This is a genomic window from Streptomyces rapamycinicus NRRL 5491 (assembly GCF_024298965.1).
GTDB classification, from domain to species: Bacteria; Actinomycetota; Actinomycetes; order Streptomycetales; family Streptomycetaceae; genus Streptomyces; species Streptomyces rapamycinicus.
Genome location: NZ_CP085193.1, coordinates 10001364 through 10020791 on the forward strand (window position 1 = coordinate 10001364; position 19428 = coordinate 10020791).

The 19428-nt window shown below is 71.9% G+C and carries 15 protein-coding genes; 12 read left to right on the forward strand and 3 right to left on the reverse strand.

What is annotated here, in order from left to right; translation table 11 throughout:
• Positions 1–28: 28 nt before the first annotated feature.
• Complete coding sequence (locus LIV37_RS41360; RefSeq protein WP_020873022.1) at positions 29–676, forward strand: glycerol-3-phosphate responsive antiterminator; 648 nt, start codon at positions 29–31, stop codon at positions 674–676.
• A gap of 21 nt (positions 677–697) precedes the next feature.
• Here the strand turns inward: LIV37_RS41360 and LIV37_RS41365 are convergent, their stop codons facing one another.
• Genes LIV37_RS41365 through LIV37_RS41375 form a run of 3 tightly spaced genes read right to left on the reverse strand, consistent with a single transcriptional unit; the run spans position 698 to position 2892 of the window.
• Entirely contained in the window at positions 698–1711 is a 1014-nt protein-coding gene (locus LIV37_RS41365) for an alpha/beta fold hydrolase (protein WP_020873023.1), read from the reverse strand.
• A 25-nt stretch (positions 1712–1736) separates the two neighbouring features.
• Positions 1737–2237 carry a DinB family protein gene (locus LIV37_RS41370; protein WP_020873024.1) on the reverse strand — a complete coding sequence of 167 codons (501 nt, stop codon included), beginning with the start codon at positions 2235–2237 and terminating at the stop codon, positions 1737–1739.
• 28 nt (positions 2238–2265) lie between these two features.
• Positions 2266–2892: an SAM-dependent methyltransferase gene (locus tag LIV37_RS41375; RefSeq protein WP_020873025.1), complete on the reverse strand. Its 627-nt coding sequence runs from the start codon at positions 2890–2892 to the stop codon at positions 2266–2268.
• Positions 2893–2983: 91 nt separating this feature from the next.
• Between LIV37_RS41375 and LIV37_RS51890 the strand changes: the two genes are divergently transcribed.
• The 11 genes from LIV37_RS51890 (at position 2984) to LIV37_RS41425 (ending at position 19427) form a co-directional block, all read left to right on the forward strand.
• On the forward strand, positions 2984–3106 hold the full coding sequence (locus tag LIV37_RS51890; RefSeq protein WP_274596662.1) for a hypothetical protein: 123 nt from the start codon (positions 2984–2986) through the stop codon (positions 3104–3106).
• Positions 3107–3568: 462 nt separating this feature from the next.
• Positions 3569–5047, forward strand: coding sequence for a sugar transferase (locus tag LIV37_RS41380; RefSeq protein ID WP_121823890.1), 1479 nt, complete (start codon positions 3569–3571; stop codon positions 5045–5047).
• A 76-nt stretch (positions 5048–5123) separates the two neighbouring features.
• On the forward strand, positions 5124–6458 hold the full coding sequence (locus LIV37_RS41385) for a nucleotide sugar dehydrogenase (protein WP_020873027.1): 1335 nt from the start codon (positions 5124–5126) through the stop codon (positions 6456–6458).
• Positions 6448–7686: a glycosyltransferase family 4 protein gene (locus LIV37_RS41390; protein WP_020873028.1), complete on the forward strand. Its 1239-nt coding sequence runs from the start codon at positions 6448–6450 to the stop codon at positions 7684–7686. Before LIV37_RS41385 ends, LIV37_RS41390 begins: the two co-directional genes overlap by 11 nt.
• A complete protein-coding gene (locus LIV37_RS41395) occupies positions 7683–9080 on the forward strand; it encodes a Wzz/FepE/Etk N-terminal domain-containing protein (RefSeq protein ID WP_020873029.1) in 1398 nt (465 codons plus the stop codon). The genes LIV37_RS41390 and LIV37_RS41395 overlap by 4 nt, the downstream gene beginning before the upstream one ends.
• A complete protein-coding gene (locus LIV37_RS41400; protein ID WP_020873030.1) occupies positions 9077–10597 on the forward strand; it encodes a Wzz/FepE/Etk N-terminal domain-containing protein in 1521 nt (506 codons plus the stop codon). The genes LIV37_RS41395 and LIV37_RS41400 overlap by 4 nt, the downstream gene beginning before the upstream one ends.
• A gap of 3 nt (positions 10598–10600) precedes the next feature.
• Positions 10601–12517, forward strand: coding sequence for an asparagine synthase (glutamine-hydrolyzing) (gene asnB / locus LIV37_RS41405; protein ID WP_020873031.1), 1917 nt, complete (start codon positions 10601–10603; stop codon positions 12515–12517).
• Positions 12514–14706 (forward strand): bi-domain-containing oxidoreductase, encoded by a 2193-nt coding sequence (locus LIV37_RS41410; protein ID WP_020873032.1) that lies wholly within the window; start codon positions 12514–12516, stop codon positions 14704–14706. The genes asnB and LIV37_RS41410 overlap by 4 nt, the downstream gene beginning before the upstream one ends.
• A complete protein-coding gene (locus tag LIV37_RS41415) occupies positions 14703–16655 on the forward strand; it encodes an alginate lyase family protein (RefSeq protein WP_020873033.1) in 1953 nt (650 codons plus the stop codon). Before LIV37_RS41410 ends, LIV37_RS41415 begins: the two co-directional genes overlap by 4 nt.
• An 8-nt stretch (positions 16656–16663) precedes the next feature.
• Positions 16664–18199 carry a right-handed parallel beta-helix repeat-containing protein gene (locus LIV37_RS41420; RefSeq protein WP_020873034.1) on the forward strand — a complete coding sequence of 512 codons (1536 nt, stop codon included), beginning with the start codon at positions 16664–16666 and terminating at the stop codon, positions 18197–18199.
• 1 nt (position 18200) lies between these two features.
• Positions 18201–19427: an O-antigen ligase domain-containing protein gene (locus tag LIV37_RS41425; protein WP_121823889.1), complete on the forward strand. Its 1227-nt coding sequence runs from the start codon at positions 18201–18203 to the stop codon at positions 19425–19427.
• Position 19428: the final 1 nt, after the last annotated feature.

Consider the following 19428-nt stretch of genomic DNA (forward strand, 5'->3'; position numbering starts at 1 on the left):
GCCCTCCTTCCCCAGGCAGGACTTCACCATGGCCCCCCGCCCGTTCCCGTCCGGTGCCGCGCTCGCGCCCCGGCTCGCCTCGGACTTCGCCGAGGTGCCGGTCGTCGCGTCGGTGATCGGCACCCAGCCGCTGCGGCAGTTCCTGACCGCACCGGCCAAGGTGTGCATCCTCGCGTCGTTCACCGTGGGGCAGCTGCCCAAGGTGGTGCCGGCGCTGGTCCGGGCGGGGAAGACCGTGTTCGTGAACGTGGACAGCAGTCCCGGTCTGGCCCAGGACCGGGGCGCGCTGGAGTTCATCAAGAACATGGGCGCGCACGGCGTGGTCAGCACCCGGCTCTCCCTCATAGAGAAGGGCCGTCCGCTGGGCCTGCTGACGATGATGAAGGTGTTCGTCACCGACCGGTCCAATCTGCCCCGCTCCACGGACGCGATCTCGCGCGGGGCACCGGACCTGGTGGAGATCATGCCCGCCCCGATCATCGCCTGGATGAGCGAGCGGGCACAGCGCGCGATGTCCCCGTCGGTCGCCGCCGGATTCGTGGAGACCCCCGCGGACGTGGCGCTCGCGCTGGCCCTCGGATCGGCCGCGGCCGCCACGTCCGACCCCCGCCTCTGGCACCTGCGCCGGGACCAGCTGCCACCGGTCCCGCCCACCGCGCTGAAGAGGCCCGCGTGACCACACGCGAGGTGGTGGCCGTCAGTCGAGGAAGCGGAGCAGTTCGGTGGTGACGAACGCGGGGTTCTCCTCGACGAGCCAGTGGCCCGCCTTCGGTACGTCCACCGCGCGCACGATGTTGCTCATGCGGGGGGTCACGGTGGCGCGGACGGGGGCGAGTTGGCCCTGGGCCGTCATGAGGAGGGTGGGGGTGTTCACCGGGGCCGCCGCCGTGGTGTCGCGGACGTCCTTGTCGAGGGAGCGGTAGAGGTCGAAGCCGCCGGACAGGGCGCCGGGGCGGCCGTAGGTGCGGGCGTACTCCGTGATCTCGGCGTCGGTGAAGGGCGATCGGGTGGAGGTGCCGCCGAACGCCGTGCCGCCGAAGGCGACCTGCGGATAGAACAGCGCCAGATACTCACGGACGTCGTCCGCGACGACGGCCTCGGGGACGCGGCGCTGGGAGTGGAAGGCGATGTGCCAGCTCAGGGAGCGGTAGGTGCGCGCGTCCATGGCGGGTCCGGGCAGCGGCAGGTCGAGGTAGCCGAGGCGCTCGGTGTCCGCGGGGAACCGGGCGGCGTACTGGAAGGCCACCGCGGCGCCGAGGTCGTGGCCGACGACCCGGGCGTGTCGCATGCCGAGCTTCCCGGCGACGAGGGTGTGCACATAGCGGGCCAGGGTGGCCTTGTCGTAGCCGGTCGGTGAGCCGCTGCTGTCGCCGAGCCCCGGGAGGTCGATGGCGTAGACGGTGTGGTGTTCGGCCAGCTCCGGCATGATCGGCCACCAGCCGTACCAGGTCTGCGGCCAGCCGTGGAGCAGGACGACCGGGGAGCCTTTGCCGCCCTTCACGTAGTGCATCCGCACGCCGTCGACGGTGGCGAACTTATGGCCAAAGGCGCGGTTGAACTCCGGGTCGTCGTGTGTGGCGGAGGCGTAGGAGGGGACGTCGGGGCCTTGCGGGGCGCAGGCGGCCGCGCCGGTGGTCAGGACGAGGGCCAGGACGGCGGATGCCGCCCGTCGGGCCGTGCGCGGTGCGCGGTTCGGTGACGCGGATGTCATGGCTTCCTGCCTGTGGGCGGGTGGGTCAGCGTCCGGTGGCGCCGTCGAGGAGTTCGCGGATGATGTCGGCGTGGCCGGCGTGGCGGCCGGTCTCCTCGATCATGTGGGTGAGCGCCCAGCGGACGGCGGGGGCCGGTGTGTCCGGCCGGGAGCGGGGCAGTGGCGCGCCGAGGTCGGTACAGGTGTCGAGGACCTCGTTCGCCTCCGTGACGGTCTCCCGGTAGCGGGCGACGACGGCGGTGGCGGTCTGCGCGGGGGCGGTGTGGAAGGTCGCCTTCCAGTCGGTGATCCGGGCGCCGAGGAACAGCGCCCGCTCGACGCAGGTGAGGTGGTGGAGCAGGCCGAGCAGGTTCGTGCCCGAGGGCACCACGGCCGTACGGATCCCGGGTTCGGGAGCGCCTTCGACCTTCGCGGCGATCGAGTCGCGCAGGTAGTCGAGGAATCCGCGCAGGACCTCGGTCTCGGTGTTCCCGGTGCGCGGCGGCGGGGCGTCGCGGCGGCGGTGGGGGCGCGGGGAGGTGGTCATGGTGGCTGCTTTCGACGGCCGTGCCGGTTCAGGCGTCACGGCGGATGATCAGGACGTGGTCGGTGACCTCGGCCGTGCGGCCGTCCGGTCCGGTCGCCTCGCGCACCTGGGCGTCGGCTCGCTCGACCGTCCAGGTCGCGGGGGCCAGGGCCAGGTCCGCCGCGACCTCCTGCGGGGTCGGGTACCGGATGTGCGGGTCCTGCGTCCATGACCACGGCGCGGTCGAGCCGTGGTCGACCACCAGCAGTCGTCCGCCCGGGCGCAGGGCGTGGGCCGCCGTGCGCAGCACGGCCGTCCGGTCCAGGTCGAGGGGGGTGTGCAGGTAGTGGGCGCAGACCAGGTCGAAGACGCCCGCGGGGAAGGACGTGCGCAGGTCGTGGTGGTGTGCCGTCAGCCGGTCGGCGAGGCCGGTCTCGGCGGCGAGGCGGGTGAGGCGCCCGACGGCCACGGAGGAGACGTCGACGGCGGTTACCAGCCATCCGCGGCCCGCCAGCCACAGGGCGTCGCCGCCGTCGCCGCACCCCAGGTCCAGGACGTCGCCGGGCGGCAGGCCGGTGACGGTCGCGGTGAGGCAGGCGTTGGGGCGGGGGGAGACGGCCGCGGACCGGGCCGCGTAGATGTCGTTCCAGTACGTACCGGCGTCTGTTGCGCTCATCGGGACTCCTTGTGCGGGGAGGGGCGCACACCACTCTCGCCGGACTTGCCCGAACTGGCACGTCATCTTGCGGTTTCTGCAAGATGGGCCGATGAGCGGCGCGCGGCACGGGTTCGACGGCGGTGCGGTCCAACTGCTGATCCCGTCCGGACCGCAGGGGGCGCGCACACACCTGCGTGCGACCCCCGGCCGGACCCACCGGCACCGGCAGTGAGTTGGCCGAAGGCCCGGAAAACTCCCGTTGCCACAGGTCACAAGGCACGTCTTCGTCACCAAGGCCCGCGGGCGGTCACCGGTCGGTGGATCCAGCTTCAAATCTTGGGCACAAGTTGCACACATTCCCTCTTCAGATGGGCCCCCCGATGGTCTAGATTGACCGTGCTTCACATGTTTGGACACCGGCGACAAATAATGATCTATGGGTCCGGATCTACGGACAGTCGGCAGTCGCCAGGGTGGGTTGTTCGAGCAGCTCTGAAGCAGTCGGCATGTCAGGCGCGGGGGGTGGGGGCCTCCCGCGGGGAGGAACGGCGCGGCGCGGGGGCGGGGGCCCCCGAGGGGGAACAGTGCCGGGGGGTGGGGGCCTCCCGAGGGGAGGGGCAGTACGGGGGGGGGGGACCTCCCGAGAACAGTGTGAGGCGAATACGTCGAACCACTGGGGACCTTGGGGGGTTCTGTGCGGCAAGGGGGATTACTCAACCCGTTTCCGTCAGCGCGCGGGCGTCTGGCGGACGGGGCAATCAGACAGCCCGCGACCGACTGGGAGCAGCGGTACCGACGTACCGTGATCACCAGCGATACCGTGGCCACCGCCTTCGTGGTGGCGGCGATCGGCAACTTCTTCGGGGCCCGGGACGCGGCCAACTGGCACGAGAAGTGGGGAATTCTCGCATTCGGCACCGAACTGCTGGTGCTGGGGGCGCTCGCGGTGAGCCGGTCGTGGGCTCCGGCCGTGCTCGGTCAGGGGGCCGAGGAATTCCGCCGGCTCGGACGCTCACTGTTCACGGCGACCGTCGTACTGGCGCTCGGCGGGATCGCCCTCACCTCGCGCAACATCAAGCTCTGGATCTTCGTCGCGATCCCCGCGATCGCGCTCGTCACCATGTCCGCGCGGTATCTGCTGCGCCTCTGGCTGCACAAACAGCGGAAGGAAGGACGGTGTCTGCGACCGGTGCTCGCCGCCGGGAGCCCGGCCACCGTACGCGACCTGATCACCCGGACCCGTAAGTTCCCGCACCTCGGGTGGCGGGTGGAGGCGGTGTGCACGACGGACGGTCGCGGGCTCGACGGTGACCGGCTGGACGGAGTGCGGGTCGTCGGCCGGCTGTCGGACGTCGCCAAGCACGTCCGCCACGACGGCTACCGTGTCGTCGCTGTCACACCGGACCCGCACTGGTCACCGGACCGGCTGCAGCGGCTGGCCTGGAACCTCGAAGGCAGCGACGCCGAGATGGTCGTGGCCCCCGTGCTGATGGAGGTGGCCGGCCCGCGGCTGCACATCGACGCGGTGCTCGGGATCCCGCTGCTGCGGGTCAGCATGCCCACCTTCACCGGGGGCCGCCGGGCGGTCAAAGGGGTCGTCGACCGGATGGGCGCGGCGATCCTGCTGGTGCTGTTCGCGCCGCTGATGGTGTTCGTCGGGCTGCTCGTGCTGGTGGACAGCCGGGGCGGGGCGTTCTACCGCCAGCGCAGGGTCGGCAAGGACGGCCGCGAGTTCACCATCCTCAAGTTCCGCACCATGGTCGCCGGGGCTGACAGGGCACGTGCCGAGCTGGCCGACCGCAACGAGGGCGCGGGACTGCTGTTCAAGGTCCGCCGGGATCCGCGGGTGACCCGGGTGGGGGCGGTGCTGCGCCGGTACTCGATCGACGAGCTCCCGCAGCTCTTCAACGTGCTCACCGGATCGATGTCGCTCGTCGGTCCGCGGCCTCCGTTACCGGAGGAGTCCGCCGCGTACGGCCCGGACATCCGGCGGCGGCTGCTGGTCAAGCCAGGGCTCACCGGTCTGTGGCAGATCAGCGGACGCAGTGACCTGCCGTGGGAGGAAGCGGTCCGGCTGGACCTGCGGTACGTGGAGGACTGGTCGCTGGCCCTGGACACAGTGATCTTGTGGAAGACGCTGCGTGCGGTGCTCCAGGGGCAGGGGGCCTACTGATGCGCGGGGGCGGGCGTCGTCCGGTCGGCGCAGGGAGGGCGGGCCGGAAGGGCCTGCCCGGGGGGAGGAACGGGTCATGAGAGTCAGCGTTTTCGGGCTCGGCTACGTGGGCTGCGTGTCGGCCGCGTGCCTGGCCAGTATGGGGCACGAGGTCATCGGGGTGGACGTGAACCAGGTGAAGGTCGACCTGGTCAACGACGGCAGGGCCCCGGTGGTCGAGGAGCGGATCGGCGAGCTCATCGCCGAGGTCGTGCGGACCGGAGCGCTGCGCGCCACCGGCGACGTCCGCGAGGCGATCACGGGCAGCGAGGTGTCACTGGTCTGTGTGGGCACGCCGTCGGAGCCCAACGGCAGCCTGTGCACCACGTACTTGGAGCGGGTCACCGAGCAGATCGGCGCCGCGCTGGCCGAGGGGGCCGAGGGGGCCGAGCAGGGGGGCCGGCACACCGTCGTGTTCCGCAGCACCATGCTCCCGGGCACCTGCCTGAACCTGCTGCTGCCGATCCTGGAGAAGTACGTCGGCGGCACGGCCGGGGTGGACATCGGCGTCGCGGTCAACCCGGAGTTCCTGCGCGAGGGCACGAGCGTGCGGGACTTCTTCGACCCGCCCAAGACCGTCATCGGCGAGCTCGACCCGGCGAGCGGCGACGCGGTGACGGCGCTGTACGACGGCTTGCCCGGCGAGGTGTTCCGGGTGCCGGTCCCGACGGCCGAGGCGATCAAATACGCGGACAACGCGTTCCACGGCCTCAAGATCGGCTTCGCGAACGAACTGGGCGCGGTGTGCCAGGCGCTCGGGGTGGACTCGCACCAGGTGATGGACGTGTTCCTGGCCGACCGCAAGCTGAACATCAGCCCCGCCTACCTGCGGCCCGGCTTCGCCTTCGGCGGCTCCTGCCTGCCCAAGGACCTGCGCAGCCTGGTCCACGCGGCGCAGCGGGCCGACGTCTCGGTGCCCATCCTCGCCCATGTGCTGCCCTCCAACTCCGAACATCTGCGGCGCGCGGTGGAGCTGGTCGAGCGCACCGGCAGGCGCCGGGTGGGCCTGTTCGGGCTGTCGTTCAAACCCGGCACCGACGACCTCCGCGAGAGCCCGCTCGTCGAGCTGGCGGAGAGACTCTTCGGCAAGGGCTACGACCTGAAGATCTACGACGCCAACGTGAGCCTCTCCCGGCTGCTCGGCGCCAACCGCGAGTACATCGAGACCCGGCTGCCGCACCTCTCCCAGCTGCTCGCGGACTCCGTCGACCAGGTGCTCGAACACGCCGAGGTGTGCCTGGTCGGGACCAGGGATCCGGACGTGCTGTCGGCGCTGCCCCATGGCGACGGCCCGGTGATCGTCGACCTCATCCGCCTTCCCGACGCCGAGGCGCGCCGGGCCGAACCGGGGTACATGGGCCTTGCCTGGTAACGCGATCAGCGGTGACGGGTCGGGCCGGCGCGCGCTGATCCTGGTGGAGAACCTGTCGGTGCCGTTCGACCGGCGGGTGTGGCAGGAGTGCACGACGCTGCGCGACGCGGGCTGGACGGTGCACGTCATCTGTCCCCGGGGGAGCAAGCGGGACACGGAGCCGGAGGCGTTGATCGACGGGGTGCGGATCCACCGCTACCCGTTGCGCGCGGCCACCGGCGGACCGGCCGGCTATCTGCGGGAGTACGGATCCGCGCTGTGGCATACGGTCCGGCTGGCCCGGAAGGTCGGCCCGGTCGACGTGGTCCACGCCTGCAACCCGCCCGATCTGCTGTTCCTGCCGGCACTGTGGCTGAAGCGGCGCGGCGCGCGGTTCGTCTTCGACCAGCACGACCTGGTGCCCGAGCTGTACCTCTCCCGGTTCGACCGCGGCAAGGATCTGCTCTACCGCGCCGTGTGCGCGCTGGAGCGGCGCACCTACCGGGCCGCGGACGTCGTGCTCGCCACGAACGAGAGCTACCGGGACGTCGCGCTGCGCCGTGGCGGCCGGCGCCCTGAGGACGTCTTCGTGGTGCGCAGCGCGCCCCAGATCGACCGGTTCCAACCGGTGCCGCCCGAGCCGGAGTTGAAGCGCGGCAAGCCTCATCTGCTGTGCTACCTCGGCGTCATGGGCCCGCAGGACGGCGTCGACTACGCCTTGCGCGCCCTCGCGAAGCTGCGCGACGAGCTCGGACGTACCGACTGGCACGCGGTGTTCGTCGGCTCCGGCGACGCCTTCGACGCGATGGTGGAGCTGTCCCGGCGGCTCGGGCTCACCGGGCAGGTGCAGTTCACCGGGCGCGTTCCGGACGCCGACCTGGTGCGCTACCTGTCCACCGCGGACGTGTGCCTCTCTCCCGACCCGCGCAATCCGCTCAACGACGTGTCGACCATGAACAAGGTCCTGGAGTACATGGCGATGGGCCGGCCGATCGTCTCGTTCGACCTGAAGGAGGCGCGGGTCTCCGCCGGTGACGCCGCCGTCTACGCGCCCGCCAACGACGAGGCCGAGTTCGCGGGGCTCATCGCGCTGCTCCTCGACGATCCGGAGCGGCGGGCCCGGATGGGCAAGATCGGTCAGGAGCGGATCGGCGGGCCGCTCTCCTGGCGGAACTCGCAGGCGTCGCTGCTCGCCGCCTACGCGTCGGCGGGCGACCCGGACCGGGCACGGAGGAGGCCGCGCCGTTGAGCGATGACACGATACGCCTGGTCACGATCGGGCGGATTTTCCGTCGGCGGTGGCGGCTTCTCACCATCCTCGCCGTGGTGGGGGCGCTCGTCGGCTACGGCACCTCCTTGCTGTTTCCGCCGCGCTACACGGCGTCGGCGTCGGTACTGCTGCCGGGGGCGTGGGAGGAGCGCGAGCTGCTCACCCAGGCGGAGATCGCGACCAGTTCGGTGGTGGTCGACCGCGCGGCCGCCACGCTCGGCTGGACCGGGGTCAGCGGCAGCGAGCTGCGGGACCGGGTGAGCGCCAAGGCAGCCGACGGGAACATCATCAAGATCTCGGGTACGGCCGACACCCCGGAGCGCGCACAGCACCTCTCCGACCAGGTGGCCCAGCAATTCGTCGCCTTCGCCGCGCGGCTCGCGGGCGACGACACCGACTCCGAAGCCTCGGCCGGGCCCGAGACACTGCGGAAGATGGTGGTGCAGACCAGCCGCCGCATCACCGAACTGGCCGACGCGGCCGATCCGGGGCAGACCGTGGAGAGCGTGCAGGGCCGCACCGAGCTGGAGAAGCTGCGCATCGCGCTGCAGGAGGCCATGAAGAAGCTGACCGAGGCCGACCCGGTGACCAGCAAATCCAACATGGTCGTCATGGGGCCGGCGGCCCGGCCGTCCGGCGAGGCACCGCCGACTAGGACGCAGCTCACCGTCGCCGGAGCGCTGCTGTTCTTCCTGCTCGCGGTCATCGGCCATCTCACCGCCGCACGGATGAGCCGCCGGCTGCGCACCGAACCGGAGATCGCCGCGGCGCTGGGCTCGACACTGCTGGGCACCGTCGACGTACCTGGTGAAGGGCGCGCGCACCGGCCGGAAGGCGGCGGCCCAAGGGCCCGGATCCGCCGGCTCCTCGGCATCGACACCCGGTGGGACATGCCGACCCCGCGGCGGTCCGGCGACGAGGCCGGCAGGCAGATCCGCTACCGGCGGGTGTGCGCCCGCCTCCGGGACCAGTTGCCGGCTCCCCGGCGGCTGCTGGTGGTCGTACCGGACGGCGACGAGATCGCCCGCCGGGCCGCCGGGCAGCTCGCCGCCGAGGCCAAGGGCGATCCTTCCCCCTCCTCTTCGAGCAGGGGATACCCCGTGCTGCGGGTGGTGGAGGTCTCGGTGGACCGGCCGATCGTGCCGGACCGCGACACCGAGTCCGGTGCCCTGGTGGTCCTCAGCGCGGGCAGCCGGACCGCGGAGGAGCTCGCCGGCATCGCCGAGGCGTGTGCGGACGCCGGGCATGAGGTCGTCGGCATCGTCGTCGCCGGAACGGTGCGGGCCCGCCCGACGCGGACCGCCGACCGCCCTCCGGACGAGCCCACTCTGGAACTCGCCGTGCGCGGCCACGCGACGGGAGGCTCGAAGTGACGACGAGCGAGACCGCGGAGTCGTCGGCCGCCACTCCGCTCCTTGACCTCCAATCGCTGGTGGTGGCGGTGCGCAGGCGCCGCCGCCTCTGGTGCTCCATGGCTCTGCTGGGGCTGCTGGCCGGTGCGGCGATGGCCGTCCTGCTGCCGTCGCCGCCGACCGCGGTGACCAAGGTGCTGGTGGCGCATCAGGAGGACCAGCCGAACGACACCGGAACGCTGATCCGCACCGACGTCGCGCTGCTGGGGACCTCGCGGATCGCCGGGGAGGCCCTGCGGTCCCTCAAGTCCACGGAAAGACCGGAGGACTTCATGGGGGACTACCGGGGCACCGGCTTGACCAACAACCTGCTGCAGATCGATGTGACGGGTGACAGCGACGCCGAAGCGGTGGCCCGGGCCAAGGCGCTGGCCGACGCGTTCGTCGCGGACCATGTGAGGCGGATGCGGGAGGCCGCGAAAGCCGAGTCCAAGGCCCTGCTCGACCAGCGTGATCGCGTACGGGACGAACTCACCGAGGTCAACAAGGCGATCGGGGACCGATCGCCGGGCAGCGACCCGGAAGCGTCGGCGAGCATCGAGTCGCTCTTCGCCCGCCGGGCCGAGCTCAACTCGCGGATCGCCGATTTCGACCAGCGCGCCGCGGAGGCGCGCACCGGCACGCCCAAGGTCATCGCCGGTACGCAGATCGTGGACGCCCCGCGCGCGGTGCGGCACTCCCCGCTGAAGGCCGCTGCCACCAACGCCGCGATCGGGCTCGTCCTCGGGCTCGCGCTCGGGCTCGCGGTGGCCGCGGTCGGCACGGTGGTGGCGGACCGACCCGTGCTGCGCCGGGAGATCGCGGCGAACCTGGGCGCCTCGGTCATCGCGGAGCTGCCCCGCCGGCCGGGCGGGCTGTGGCGGCGCCGACGGATCCGGGCGGCACGGACAAGGCTCACCGCGTCCCTGGCCCGCACCGTGCGCGGCGCCGCGGAACCGGTGTCGCTGCTGGAACTGGGCTGTGCGCGCGGCACGAGCGTGATCGCCCTGGACCTCGCCAGGGCGCTGGCGGCGGATGGGCCGGTGGTCATCATCGACGGTCTGCCCGGTCCGCAGCTCGCGATCCGCCGCCCGAAGCCAGGAGACCCGACCGTGGTCAGCGGCGAGCAGGCCGCCGCCGTGTCGCCTCAGGAGCACCGGTTCGGCGTCGGCTCGGTCGGGCCCGGCACCGCGTGGACCGACCTCCAGTACCTCGGTACCCGGACCGTGCTCGTCGTGCGTGCCGGGCACGGCAGCGCCGCATGGCTGCACACCGTGGCGCGGCAGCTCGCGGACCAGCGCATTCCGGTGATCGGTGTGGTGCTGATCGACCCCGATCCGCGTGACCGGACCGACGGAACGCTGTGGGACGGGCTGCACATCGCGCTGCGGGGCCACGGCGAGCGGCCGGCCCGGCGGCACGGGACGGGCCAACTACGGACGGAGCGGCTGCCGATGTGGGCCGCGCGAGTCCCGGACAGCGACCAGGAGGCACGGTAGGACATGTGTGGCATCGCAGGCACCTACCGATGGCCGGACGGGAAGGCCGTGACCGACCGGCTCACCGATACCCTCGCCCACCGCGGTCCGGACGGGACGGGCCGGTACGGCCACCCCGCCGGTGACGGCGAAGTGCACCTCGGGCACCGCCGGCTGGCCATCATCGACCTGTCCGAGACCGGCGCCCAGCCGATGGCCTCGGACGGCCTCGTCCTGACGTACAACGGCGAGCTGTACAACGCGCCCGAGCTGCGAGCCGAACTGGCAGCCGCCGGGGTGCGCTTCCGCGGTACCTCCGACACCGAGGTGCTGCTTGAGGCCTGGCGGCGCTGGGGCACCGACTGCCTGCCCCGGCTGCGCGGCATGTTCGCGTTCGGGATCTTCGACGAGCGAACCGGTGACCTGGTGCTCGTCCGCGACCAACTCGGCATCAAGCCGCTGTTCCTGCTCCGGCGCGGCGAGGGCCTGGTGTTCGCCTCCGAACTCAAGGCGCTCGCCGCCGTGACCGGCGGGTCGCTGGAGGTGGACCATGCGGCGCTGGTGGCCTCGCTGCTCTACTACTGGGTGCCGGACTCGCGCTGCGCGTTCCGCGAAGCGGAGAAGCTGCCGCCGGGGAGCTGGCTGCGGATCCGGCCCGACGGCCGGGTGGAGCGCGGCCGGTTCTGGAACCTTAGGGACGTCGCCGCCGAGGGCCGGGAGCGGGCCCGGAGCGGCGAGCGGCCGGACCTCGCCGCCATCGTCGAGGAGTCGACCCGGCGCCATCTGCTCTCCGACGTGCCCGTGGCGACCTTCCTCTCCGGCGGTCTCGACTCCAGCTACCTGACCGCTCTGGCCGCCCGCCACCAGCCCGGGATCTCCGCCTACACGATCGGGTTCCGCGCCGAGGACGCCAGGTTCGAGGCGATGCCGGACGACCTGCGCTACGCCCGGCGGGTGGCCGAGCGGTTCGGCGTCGACCTGCATGAGATCGAGATCGCCCCGAACGTGCTCGACCTGCTGCCGCAGATGACGTACCACCTGGACGAGCCGATCGGCGACCCCGCCGCGATCAACACGTTCCTGATCTGCTCGGCCGCCCGGGAGGCCGGGGTCGAGGTGATGCTCTCGGGGATGGGTGCCGACGAGCTGTTCGCCGGTTACCGCAAGCACCTGGCCAACCTGATCGCGCTGCGCTACCAGCGCGTTCCGCGGCCCCTGCGGCGCGGGGTGTCCAGGGCCGTGGACCGGCTGCCGGTGGCCACGGCCCGCCGTGGGTACCGGTCGGTGCGCTTCGCGAAGCGGTTCCTCTCCTTCGCCGATCTGCCGGAGGAGACCGCGTTCCGGCGCAGCTACACCATGTACGACCAGGACGAGCTGCTCGCGTTGATCGATCCGGACCTGGCCGGGACGGTCGAGGACGTGCTGACCGAGCACGCGGATGTCTACCAGGACAACGACCTCGACGACTTCGTCAACCGCATGTGCCTGGGCGACGCCCGGATGTTCCTGCCGGGCCTGAACCTCACGTACACGGACCGGTCGAGCATGGCCGCGTCGACCGAGGTGCGGGTGCCGTATGTGGACGTCGAGGTGGTCAGGGCGGCGTTCGCCGTGCCCGGTGACCGCAAGATCGTCGGACGGCAGGGGAAGGCCGTCCTCAAGGAGGCGGCCACCTCGATCCTGCCCCGGGAGATCGTGTACCGGCCCAAGGGCCTGTTCAGCGCCCCGCTGCGGGCCTGGATGAGCCGGGATCTGGCACCGCTGGTGCGCGAGGTGGTGCACGACGGCGTGCTCGTCCGTTCCGGGTTCCTGCGCCGCGACGCGCTGGCGCGGATGGTCGCCGAGGACGCCGCCGGGCAGCGGGACTTCTCCAAACATCTGTGGCATGTGCTGACCCTCGAGTACTGGTATCGCGGCGCGACTTCTGGGGAGTTTGAGTGAAGCAGGTTGTGCAGAACTACAAGAGCGGCGAGCTGGCGCTGCTCGACGTGCCGGTGCCGGGGTGCAAACCGGGCGGTGTGCTGGTCCGCAGTGCCTACTCGCTGATATCCACCGGGACCGAGCTCATGAAGGTGTCCGAGGCCGGGATGTCGATGGTGGGCAAGGCCCGCTCCCGGCCGGACCAGGTGGCCAAGGTCATGCAGAGCGTGGCCACCAACGGGGTGGGCGCCACCTACCGCAAGGTGATGGGCAAGCTGGACTCCTACACGCCGCTCGGCTACTCGCTGTGCGGGGTGGTCGAGGAGGTCGGCGGCGGGGTCGACGATGTGAAGGTCGGCGACCTCGTGGCCTGCGCCGGCAATGAGCACGCGCTGCACGCCGAGCTGAACTGGGTGCCGAAGAACCTCTACGCCCGGGTGCCGGACGGGCTCGAGCCGCGGCACGCGGCCTTCGGCACCGTCGGGTCGATCGCGTTGCAGGGCGTCCGCCGCGGCGAGCCACAGCTCGGCGACGTGGCGCTGGTCATCGGCCTCGGGCTGATCGGGCAGCTGGTGGTGCAGCTCCTTGCCGCCTCGGGAGTCCGCGTCGTCGGGGTCGACCCCGACCCGGTGCGCTGCGAGCTCGCCGAGCGCCTGTCCGCGGCGGCCTGCGGCGATCCCGCGTCCGCGGCCGTGGAAACCGCCGTCGCCGAACTCACCGGCGGTCACGGTGTGGACCAGGTGTATCTGGCCGCCGGCGGCGGCAGCAACCAGCCCGTCGAGCTGGCCGCCCGGCTGAGCCGGGACCGCGGCCGCGTCGTCGACATCGGCAAGTGCCGTCTGGACCTGCCGTGGAACGCGTACTACGAGAAGGAGCTCGACGTCCGGTTCTCCCGCAGTTACGGCCCCGGGCGCTACGACCCGGAGTACGAGCTCGAGGGGCGGGACTACCCGATCGGCTACGTGCGCTGGACCGAGCGCCGCAACCTGGCGTGTTTCCTCGATCTCCTCGCCCGCGGCAGCGTCGACGTGGAGCCGCTGGTCTCCCATATGGCCGACTTCGATGACGCCGTCGAGACGTACCAGCGCCTGAAGGACGGCGACCTGAAGGCCGTGGCCGTGCTGTTCCGGTATCCCGGGCACCCCGGCCAGGCCGGGGAAACGGAGGCCCCGGCGGTGGCCGTGCCCGCGGTGCGGCGCGGCGGCGGAGTGTCCGCCCCGGCCCTGGCCAACGCGTCGGTGCGGCTGGCGTTCGTCGGCGCGGGAAACTACGCGACGTCGATGCTGCTGCCGCACCTGGAACGGCGCGAAGGCGTCGAGCTGTCCACGGTCGTCACCACCACCGCGCTGTCCGCGGCCAACGCCAAGCGGAAGTTCGGCTTCGCCGAGGCGACCACCGATCTCGACGCCGTGCTCGGCGACCCGTCCATCGACGCGGTGTTCGTGGTCACCCGCCACAGCTCGCACGCCGAACTGACCATGAGGGCGCTGCGGGCAGGCAAGGCGGTGTTCGTGGAGAAGCCCCTGGCCCTCACCGAGGACGAGCTGGCCGGGGTGCTCGCGGCGGTGGAGGAGACCGGCAACGACCGGCTGCAGGTGGGCTTCAACCGCCGGTTCGCGCCGCTGCTGCAGGAGGCCAGGAAGCGGTTCGGTTCCCGGACCGGGCCGGGAAGCCTCCGCTACCTGGTCAACGCGGGCCGCCTCGACCACGGCAGCTGGTACCTCCAACAGGGCACCGAGGGCTCGCGGTTCGCCGGCGAGGGCGGACACTTCATCGACACGGCGAGCTGGCTGCTCGGGGCCGACCCGGTCTCGGTGTACGCGGTCGCCACGTCCGGCAACGAGGACCTCCAGGTCGTGCTGCGATACCCGGACGGGTCCACCGCCACCATCGCTTACGTCACCACCGGCTCGCCGGGCTTCCCCAAGGAGACGCTGGACCTGATCGCGGACGGCAAGGTGCTGCGGCTCGACGACTTCGTCCGTACCGCCGTGTACGACGGCCGCCGCGACCGGTGGGTCAGTTCGCGGCTGCCCAAGGCCCGGGACAAGGGCCAGTCCGCCGAGCTGGCCGCGTTCATCAAGGCCGTGCGGACCGGCGGGCCGATGCCGGTGCCGCTGGAGTCGCTGGTCGCCACCACGGCGGCCACCCTCGCCGTGCGGGCCGGCCTGGCCAGTGGTGCGCCGGTGACGTTGGCGAGGGCGCGATGACCGTGAGCTCGGGGAGCCCGGGCTGGTACCTGCGGCGGCTGTCCCGGATGGGACCGCGGGAGATCGGCGGCCGGGTGGGCGACGCGGTGCGCAGGCGGCGGTGGCGGTCGGCGCGGCCGGACTGCCCGAGCGTGACCGGCGCCCGGTTCACCGCGGTACTGCCCGCGGGGACGATCGCCGCCGTGCCACCGGACGCCGCGAAACGCCTCATCGCCGAGGCGGATCGGCTGATGGCCGGGCACGCCGAGTACTTCGGGGTGGAACGCGACGACCTGGCCGACCCGGACTGGTGGTACGACCCGAAGACCGGGCGCCGGGCTCCGTGGGGCTACGCCTTCGACGTGCCGTACCGCGACGAGGACGCGGTCGGGGACATCAAGCAGATCTGGGAGCCGTCCCGGCATCAGTACCTCACCGTGCTCGCCGCCGCCTACGCGATCACCGGGAACGAGCGGTACGCCGAGCGGGTGGCCGAGCACCTGCGGTCGTGGTGGACGGCCAACGCGCCGCTGCGCGGAGTGCACTGGACCAGCGGCATCGAGCTGGGGATCCGGCTGCTGTCCTGGGTGTGGATCCGCCGGCTCCTCGACGGCTGGCCGGGCGCGGCCGGGCTGTTCGAGGGCAACCCGGTGGCGCTGAACCAGATCTGGCACCACCAGCGCTGGCTGGCCGCCTTCCCGAGCCGGGGGTCCTCGGCGAACAACCACGTCATCGCCGAGGCCGCCGGGCAGTTCGCCGCGGCCTGCGCGTTCGGGTGGTTCCCCTCCTCGGCGCGCTGGCGGGCCGATGCGCTGCGGTCGCTGGAGCGGCAGCTGCGCGGCAACACCTTCGACTCCGGCCTCAACCGCGAGCTGGCCACCGAGTATCACGGACTGGTGCTGGAGCTCGGCCTGGCCGCGGTGGCCGAGGCGGATGCCGCGGGCAGGCCGGTGCCCGCGTCGATCAGGCTGGTGCTGCTGCGGATGACCGACGCGCTCGCGGCCATCGTGGACAGCCGGCTGCGGCCGCCGCGCCAGGGGGACGCCGACGACGGGCACGGTCTGGTCGTGGACGGCGCGGGCACCGACCGCTGGGCCTCGCTGCTGGCCACCGGGGACGCCGTGTTCGGCCGGCTCGCCTGGTGGCCCGCGGTGACCGGCACCGATGTGCGCACCCCGCTGCTGGCCGCGTTCATCAAACCCACTGAACTGCCGGTGGCCCGCCCGCCGAGCCGACCGGCCCACTTCGCCGACGCGGGGCTCACGATCCTGCGTGGCCCGGAAGAGATCTGGTGCCGCTGCGACGGTGGTCCGCACGGCTTCCTGTCCATCGCCGCGCATGCCCACGCGGACGCGCTGTCCGTGGAGGTCCGGCACGACGGGGTCGACGTGCTCGCCGACCCGGGGACGTACTGCTACCACGGGCAGCCCGAGTGGCGGCGGTACTTCCGGTCGACCCTCGGCCACAACACCCTGCAGCTGGACGGCGGTGACCAGTCCGTCTCCGGCGGCCCCTTCCTGTGGACCCGGCATGCCCGCAGCCGCGTCCTGGCCGTGGAAACCTCCGGCGAGGGCGTGGCCCGCTGGTGTGCCGAGCACGACGGCTACCAGGGCTCCGTGCACCGCCGCCGGGTGGAACTGACGGCCGCGACCGGGGAGCTGAGGGTGGTGGACGAGGTGCGCGGCCCGCGCCGGGAGGTGTGCCTGGCGTTCCACCTCGGCCCGGCGATCGCCGCGGACCTGGTGGCCAACCGGGCACGGCTCACCTGGACCCGGGACGGCGAGGACCGCTCCGCGGTGCTCGACCTGCCCGGGCAGCTGTCCTGGCGGGCACATCGCGGCGCGACCGAACCGCCGCTGGGCTGGTACTCCGCCGGTTTCGGGCGCAAGGAACCCACCACCACACTGGTCGGCACCGGCTTCGCCGACGGCGCGCGGGGGTTCACCACCGTACTCACGTTCCGCGGCTAGGAGGACGCGTGGTGATCAAGTGGCGGAGCTGGGCGTTACCGGTGGCGGTGGCGGCGCTCGTCCTGCTGGCGGCGACCGGCTGTGAGAGCGCGCCGGGCGGCCCGGCGGCGGAGCCGACCGCCGCGCCGTCCGCGTCCGCGGCCCGGTCCGTGGCCCGGGTGTGCGCCAATCCCGTGGCCGGACCGGCGAAGGCGCCGGCGGGCGCGGTGACGGTCGACCCCGCGGTGGCCGGTGACCTGGCGGCGAAGACCAAGAGCCACCCCCCGAACACCACGTTCTGGCTTCGGCCGGGCAAGCACAGGCTCGACCCGGACCGCTATGCCCAGGTCATCCCCAAGGAGGGGAACCGCTACCTCGGTGCGCCGGGCGCGGTGCTCGACGGCCGGAAGAAGAACCAGTACGCGTTCGGCGGCACCGCCCGCGACGTCACCATCCGCTACCTGACCGTGCGACGTTTCGTGGCGCCGCCGGACGAGGGCGTGGTCAACCATGACTCGGCCGACGGGTGGGTGATCGAGCACACGACGATCCAGGAAAACACCGGCGCCGGGCTGATGGCCGGTGCCCGCCAGCGGGTCCGCGCCAGCTGCCTGCGCGGCAACGGCCAGTACGGCATGAACGCGTACAAGGCCAAGGGCCGTATCAGCGGCCTGGTGGTCGAGGGCAACGAGATCGTGGGCAACAACACCGGCGACTGGGAGCGGCGGCGGAAGGGCTGCGGCTGCACCGGAGGCATCAAGTTCTGGGCCGTCAACGGCGCCGACGTACGCGGCAACTGGGTGCACGACAACCGCGGCACCGGGTTGTGGGCGGACACCAACAACAACGACTTCCGCATCGAGAACAACGTGCTCGAGGACAACGACGGGGCCGCGCTGATCTACGAGACCAGCTACAACGCGGTCATCCGGAAGAACACGATCCGGCGGAACAACTGGGTCGAGGGCCGCGGGGAGGCCGACCGAGGCGACAACTTCCCGTTCGCGACCGTCTACCTGTCCGAGTCAGGTGGCGAACCACGGATCAAAGCCCGCACAAACAAGATCGAGATCTACCGGAACGTGCTGGAGAACAACTGGTCCGGGATCACCCTGTGGGAAAACGCCGACCGGTTCTGCAACAGCCCGGCCAACACCTCGTCCGGTGACTGCACCTTGCTGGTCGGGAAGACCCACCGCTGCGCGAAACCGGCGATCGCCAAAGCCCCGCTCTACGCCGACTGCCGGTGGAAGACCCAGCGGGTGGACATCCACGACAACCGCTTCGTGCTGGACAAGTCCGTCGTCAAGTGCATGGTGAAGTGCGACCGAATGGCGGTGCTGGCCAACTACGGCACCTATCCGGACTGGTCGCCGTACCAGGGCGAAGGGGTGGCCGAGGCGATCACCCACAAGCAGCACAACCGCTGGCACGACAACGTCTACCTCGGCCCATGGATGTTCGTCGCCCACGACCCGAGCCGGGTGCTCGACTTCGGGCAGTGGCAGAGCACGCCGTACCAGCAGGACGCGGGCAGCACCTTCCGCGCACGGGACGGTGGTTGAGGTGGGCGGGGGCCACACACCGAAGATCGTCGGGACGGTCTGGGGGCTGCTGGTCCTCAACACGCTCGGCTCCGCCGGGGCGAAGACCATCGTCCCGCTGCCCCGCTCCCTCATCCAGATGGTCACCATGGGCGCGCTGGTCGCCGCGTTCGCGCTGGCGCTCGCGGTCAATCTCCGGCTGCGCATCCGAGCCAGTGCGTATGTGTTCCTGCTCACCCTGCTGCTGGTGACGAGCGTGATCTCCAGCGCGCACCTGGAGTCCGGGTTCGGCGCGCTGTTCCGCAGCGTCCGGCTGGCTCTCTTCGTCGGGGCGCTGTGGCTGCTCAGCCGCTGGTGGGACGGCAGCCTGACGTTCGTCCGGCACCACATCCGGATGTACTTCGCGGTGCTCGGGTCGGTGGCCGTCGGCCTGGTCGTCTCACCGGGCGCGGCGCTGCCCGACCTCTACGGCGGGCGGCTGGTCGGCGCGTTGTGGCCGCTCACCCCGCCGCAGATCGGACAGTACGCCGCGGTGATCATCGGGCTCACCGTGCTGCTCGTACTGGGCCGCCGGACCGACAAGACCAGTGCGGCGCTGGTCATCGTGCCGTCACTCGTCCTGCTCGCGCTGACCCACACCCGGACGGCCACGCTCGGCCTGTTCCTCGGCCTGGCGTTGGCGATCGGCTCGCTCCTCCTCACCAGCGCCGCGGCCCGCCGCTTCTTCACCTGGGCGGTGCTGTGCGCCACGGTGGCCGCGGTGGGGTTCGCCTCCGTGCTCCAGGCGTGGTTCCTGCGCGGACAGAGCAAGGAGAACTTCTCCAGCCTCACCGGCCGGGCCAAGGTCTGGGACGCCCTGCTGGCCGCGGACCGGACGACCGGGGAGAAGTGGTTCGGCGTGGGCCTGGGCGACAAGTCGTTCGGCGGGCTGCCGATCGACAACAGCTGGCTGGCCGTCTACAACGAGCAGGGTCTGGTCGGCGTCACCCTCGTCGCGGCGATCATCATCGTGCTGGGCGGCGTCGCGTTGCTGCGGCCACCGTCGCTGCAGAGAGCCTGCGCGATCTTTCTGATCAGCTACTGCGCGATCGCCTCGTACACCGAGGCCGGTCTCGGCGACGCCTCGCCGTATCTGCTGCATCTGGCCCTGGCCGCCACCCTGCTGGCGGCACCTGCCGCTCCGCTCGCGACGCCCGAAGCGCCCCGACGGCACATTCCGCGCTGGGCCCGGAAATCGGAGGTTCCTTGAG

Excerpts from the sequence above, each read along its gene's own strand:
- LIV37_RS41360 (WP_020873022.1), top strand. The coding sequence starts at position 29 with ATGGCCCCCCGCCCGTTCCCGTCCGGTGCCGCGCTCGCGCCCCGGCTC.
- LIV37_RS41365 (WP_020873023.1), bottom strand. The coding sequence starts at position 1,711 with ATGACATCCGCGTCACCGAACCGCGCACCGCGCACGGCCCGACGGGCG.
- LIV37_RS41370 (WP_020873024.1), bottom strand. The coding sequence starts at position 2,237 with ATGACCACCTCCCCGCGCCCCCACCGCCGCCGCGACGCCCCGCCGCCG.
- LIV37_RS41375 (WP_020873025.1), bottom strand. The coding sequence starts at position 2,892 with ATGAGCGCAACAGACGCCGGTACGTACTGGAACGACATCTACGCGGCC.
- LIV37_RS51890 (WP_274596662.1), top strand. The coding sequence starts at position 2,984 with ATGAGCGGCGCGCGGCACGGGTTCGACGGCGGTGCGGTCCAACTGCTG.
- LIV37_RS41385 (WP_020873027.1), top strand. The coding sequence starts at position 5,124 with ATGAGAGTCAGCGTTTTCGGGCTCGGCTACGTGGGCTGCGTGTCGGCC.
- asnB (WP_020873031.1), top strand. The coding sequence starts at position 10,601 with ATGTGTGGCATCGCAGGCACCTACCGATGGCCGGACGGGAAGGCCGTG.
- LIV37_RS41415 (WP_020873033.1), top strand. The coding sequence starts at position 14,703 with ATGACCGTGAGCTCGGGGAGCCCGGGCTGGTACCTGCGGCGGCTGTCC.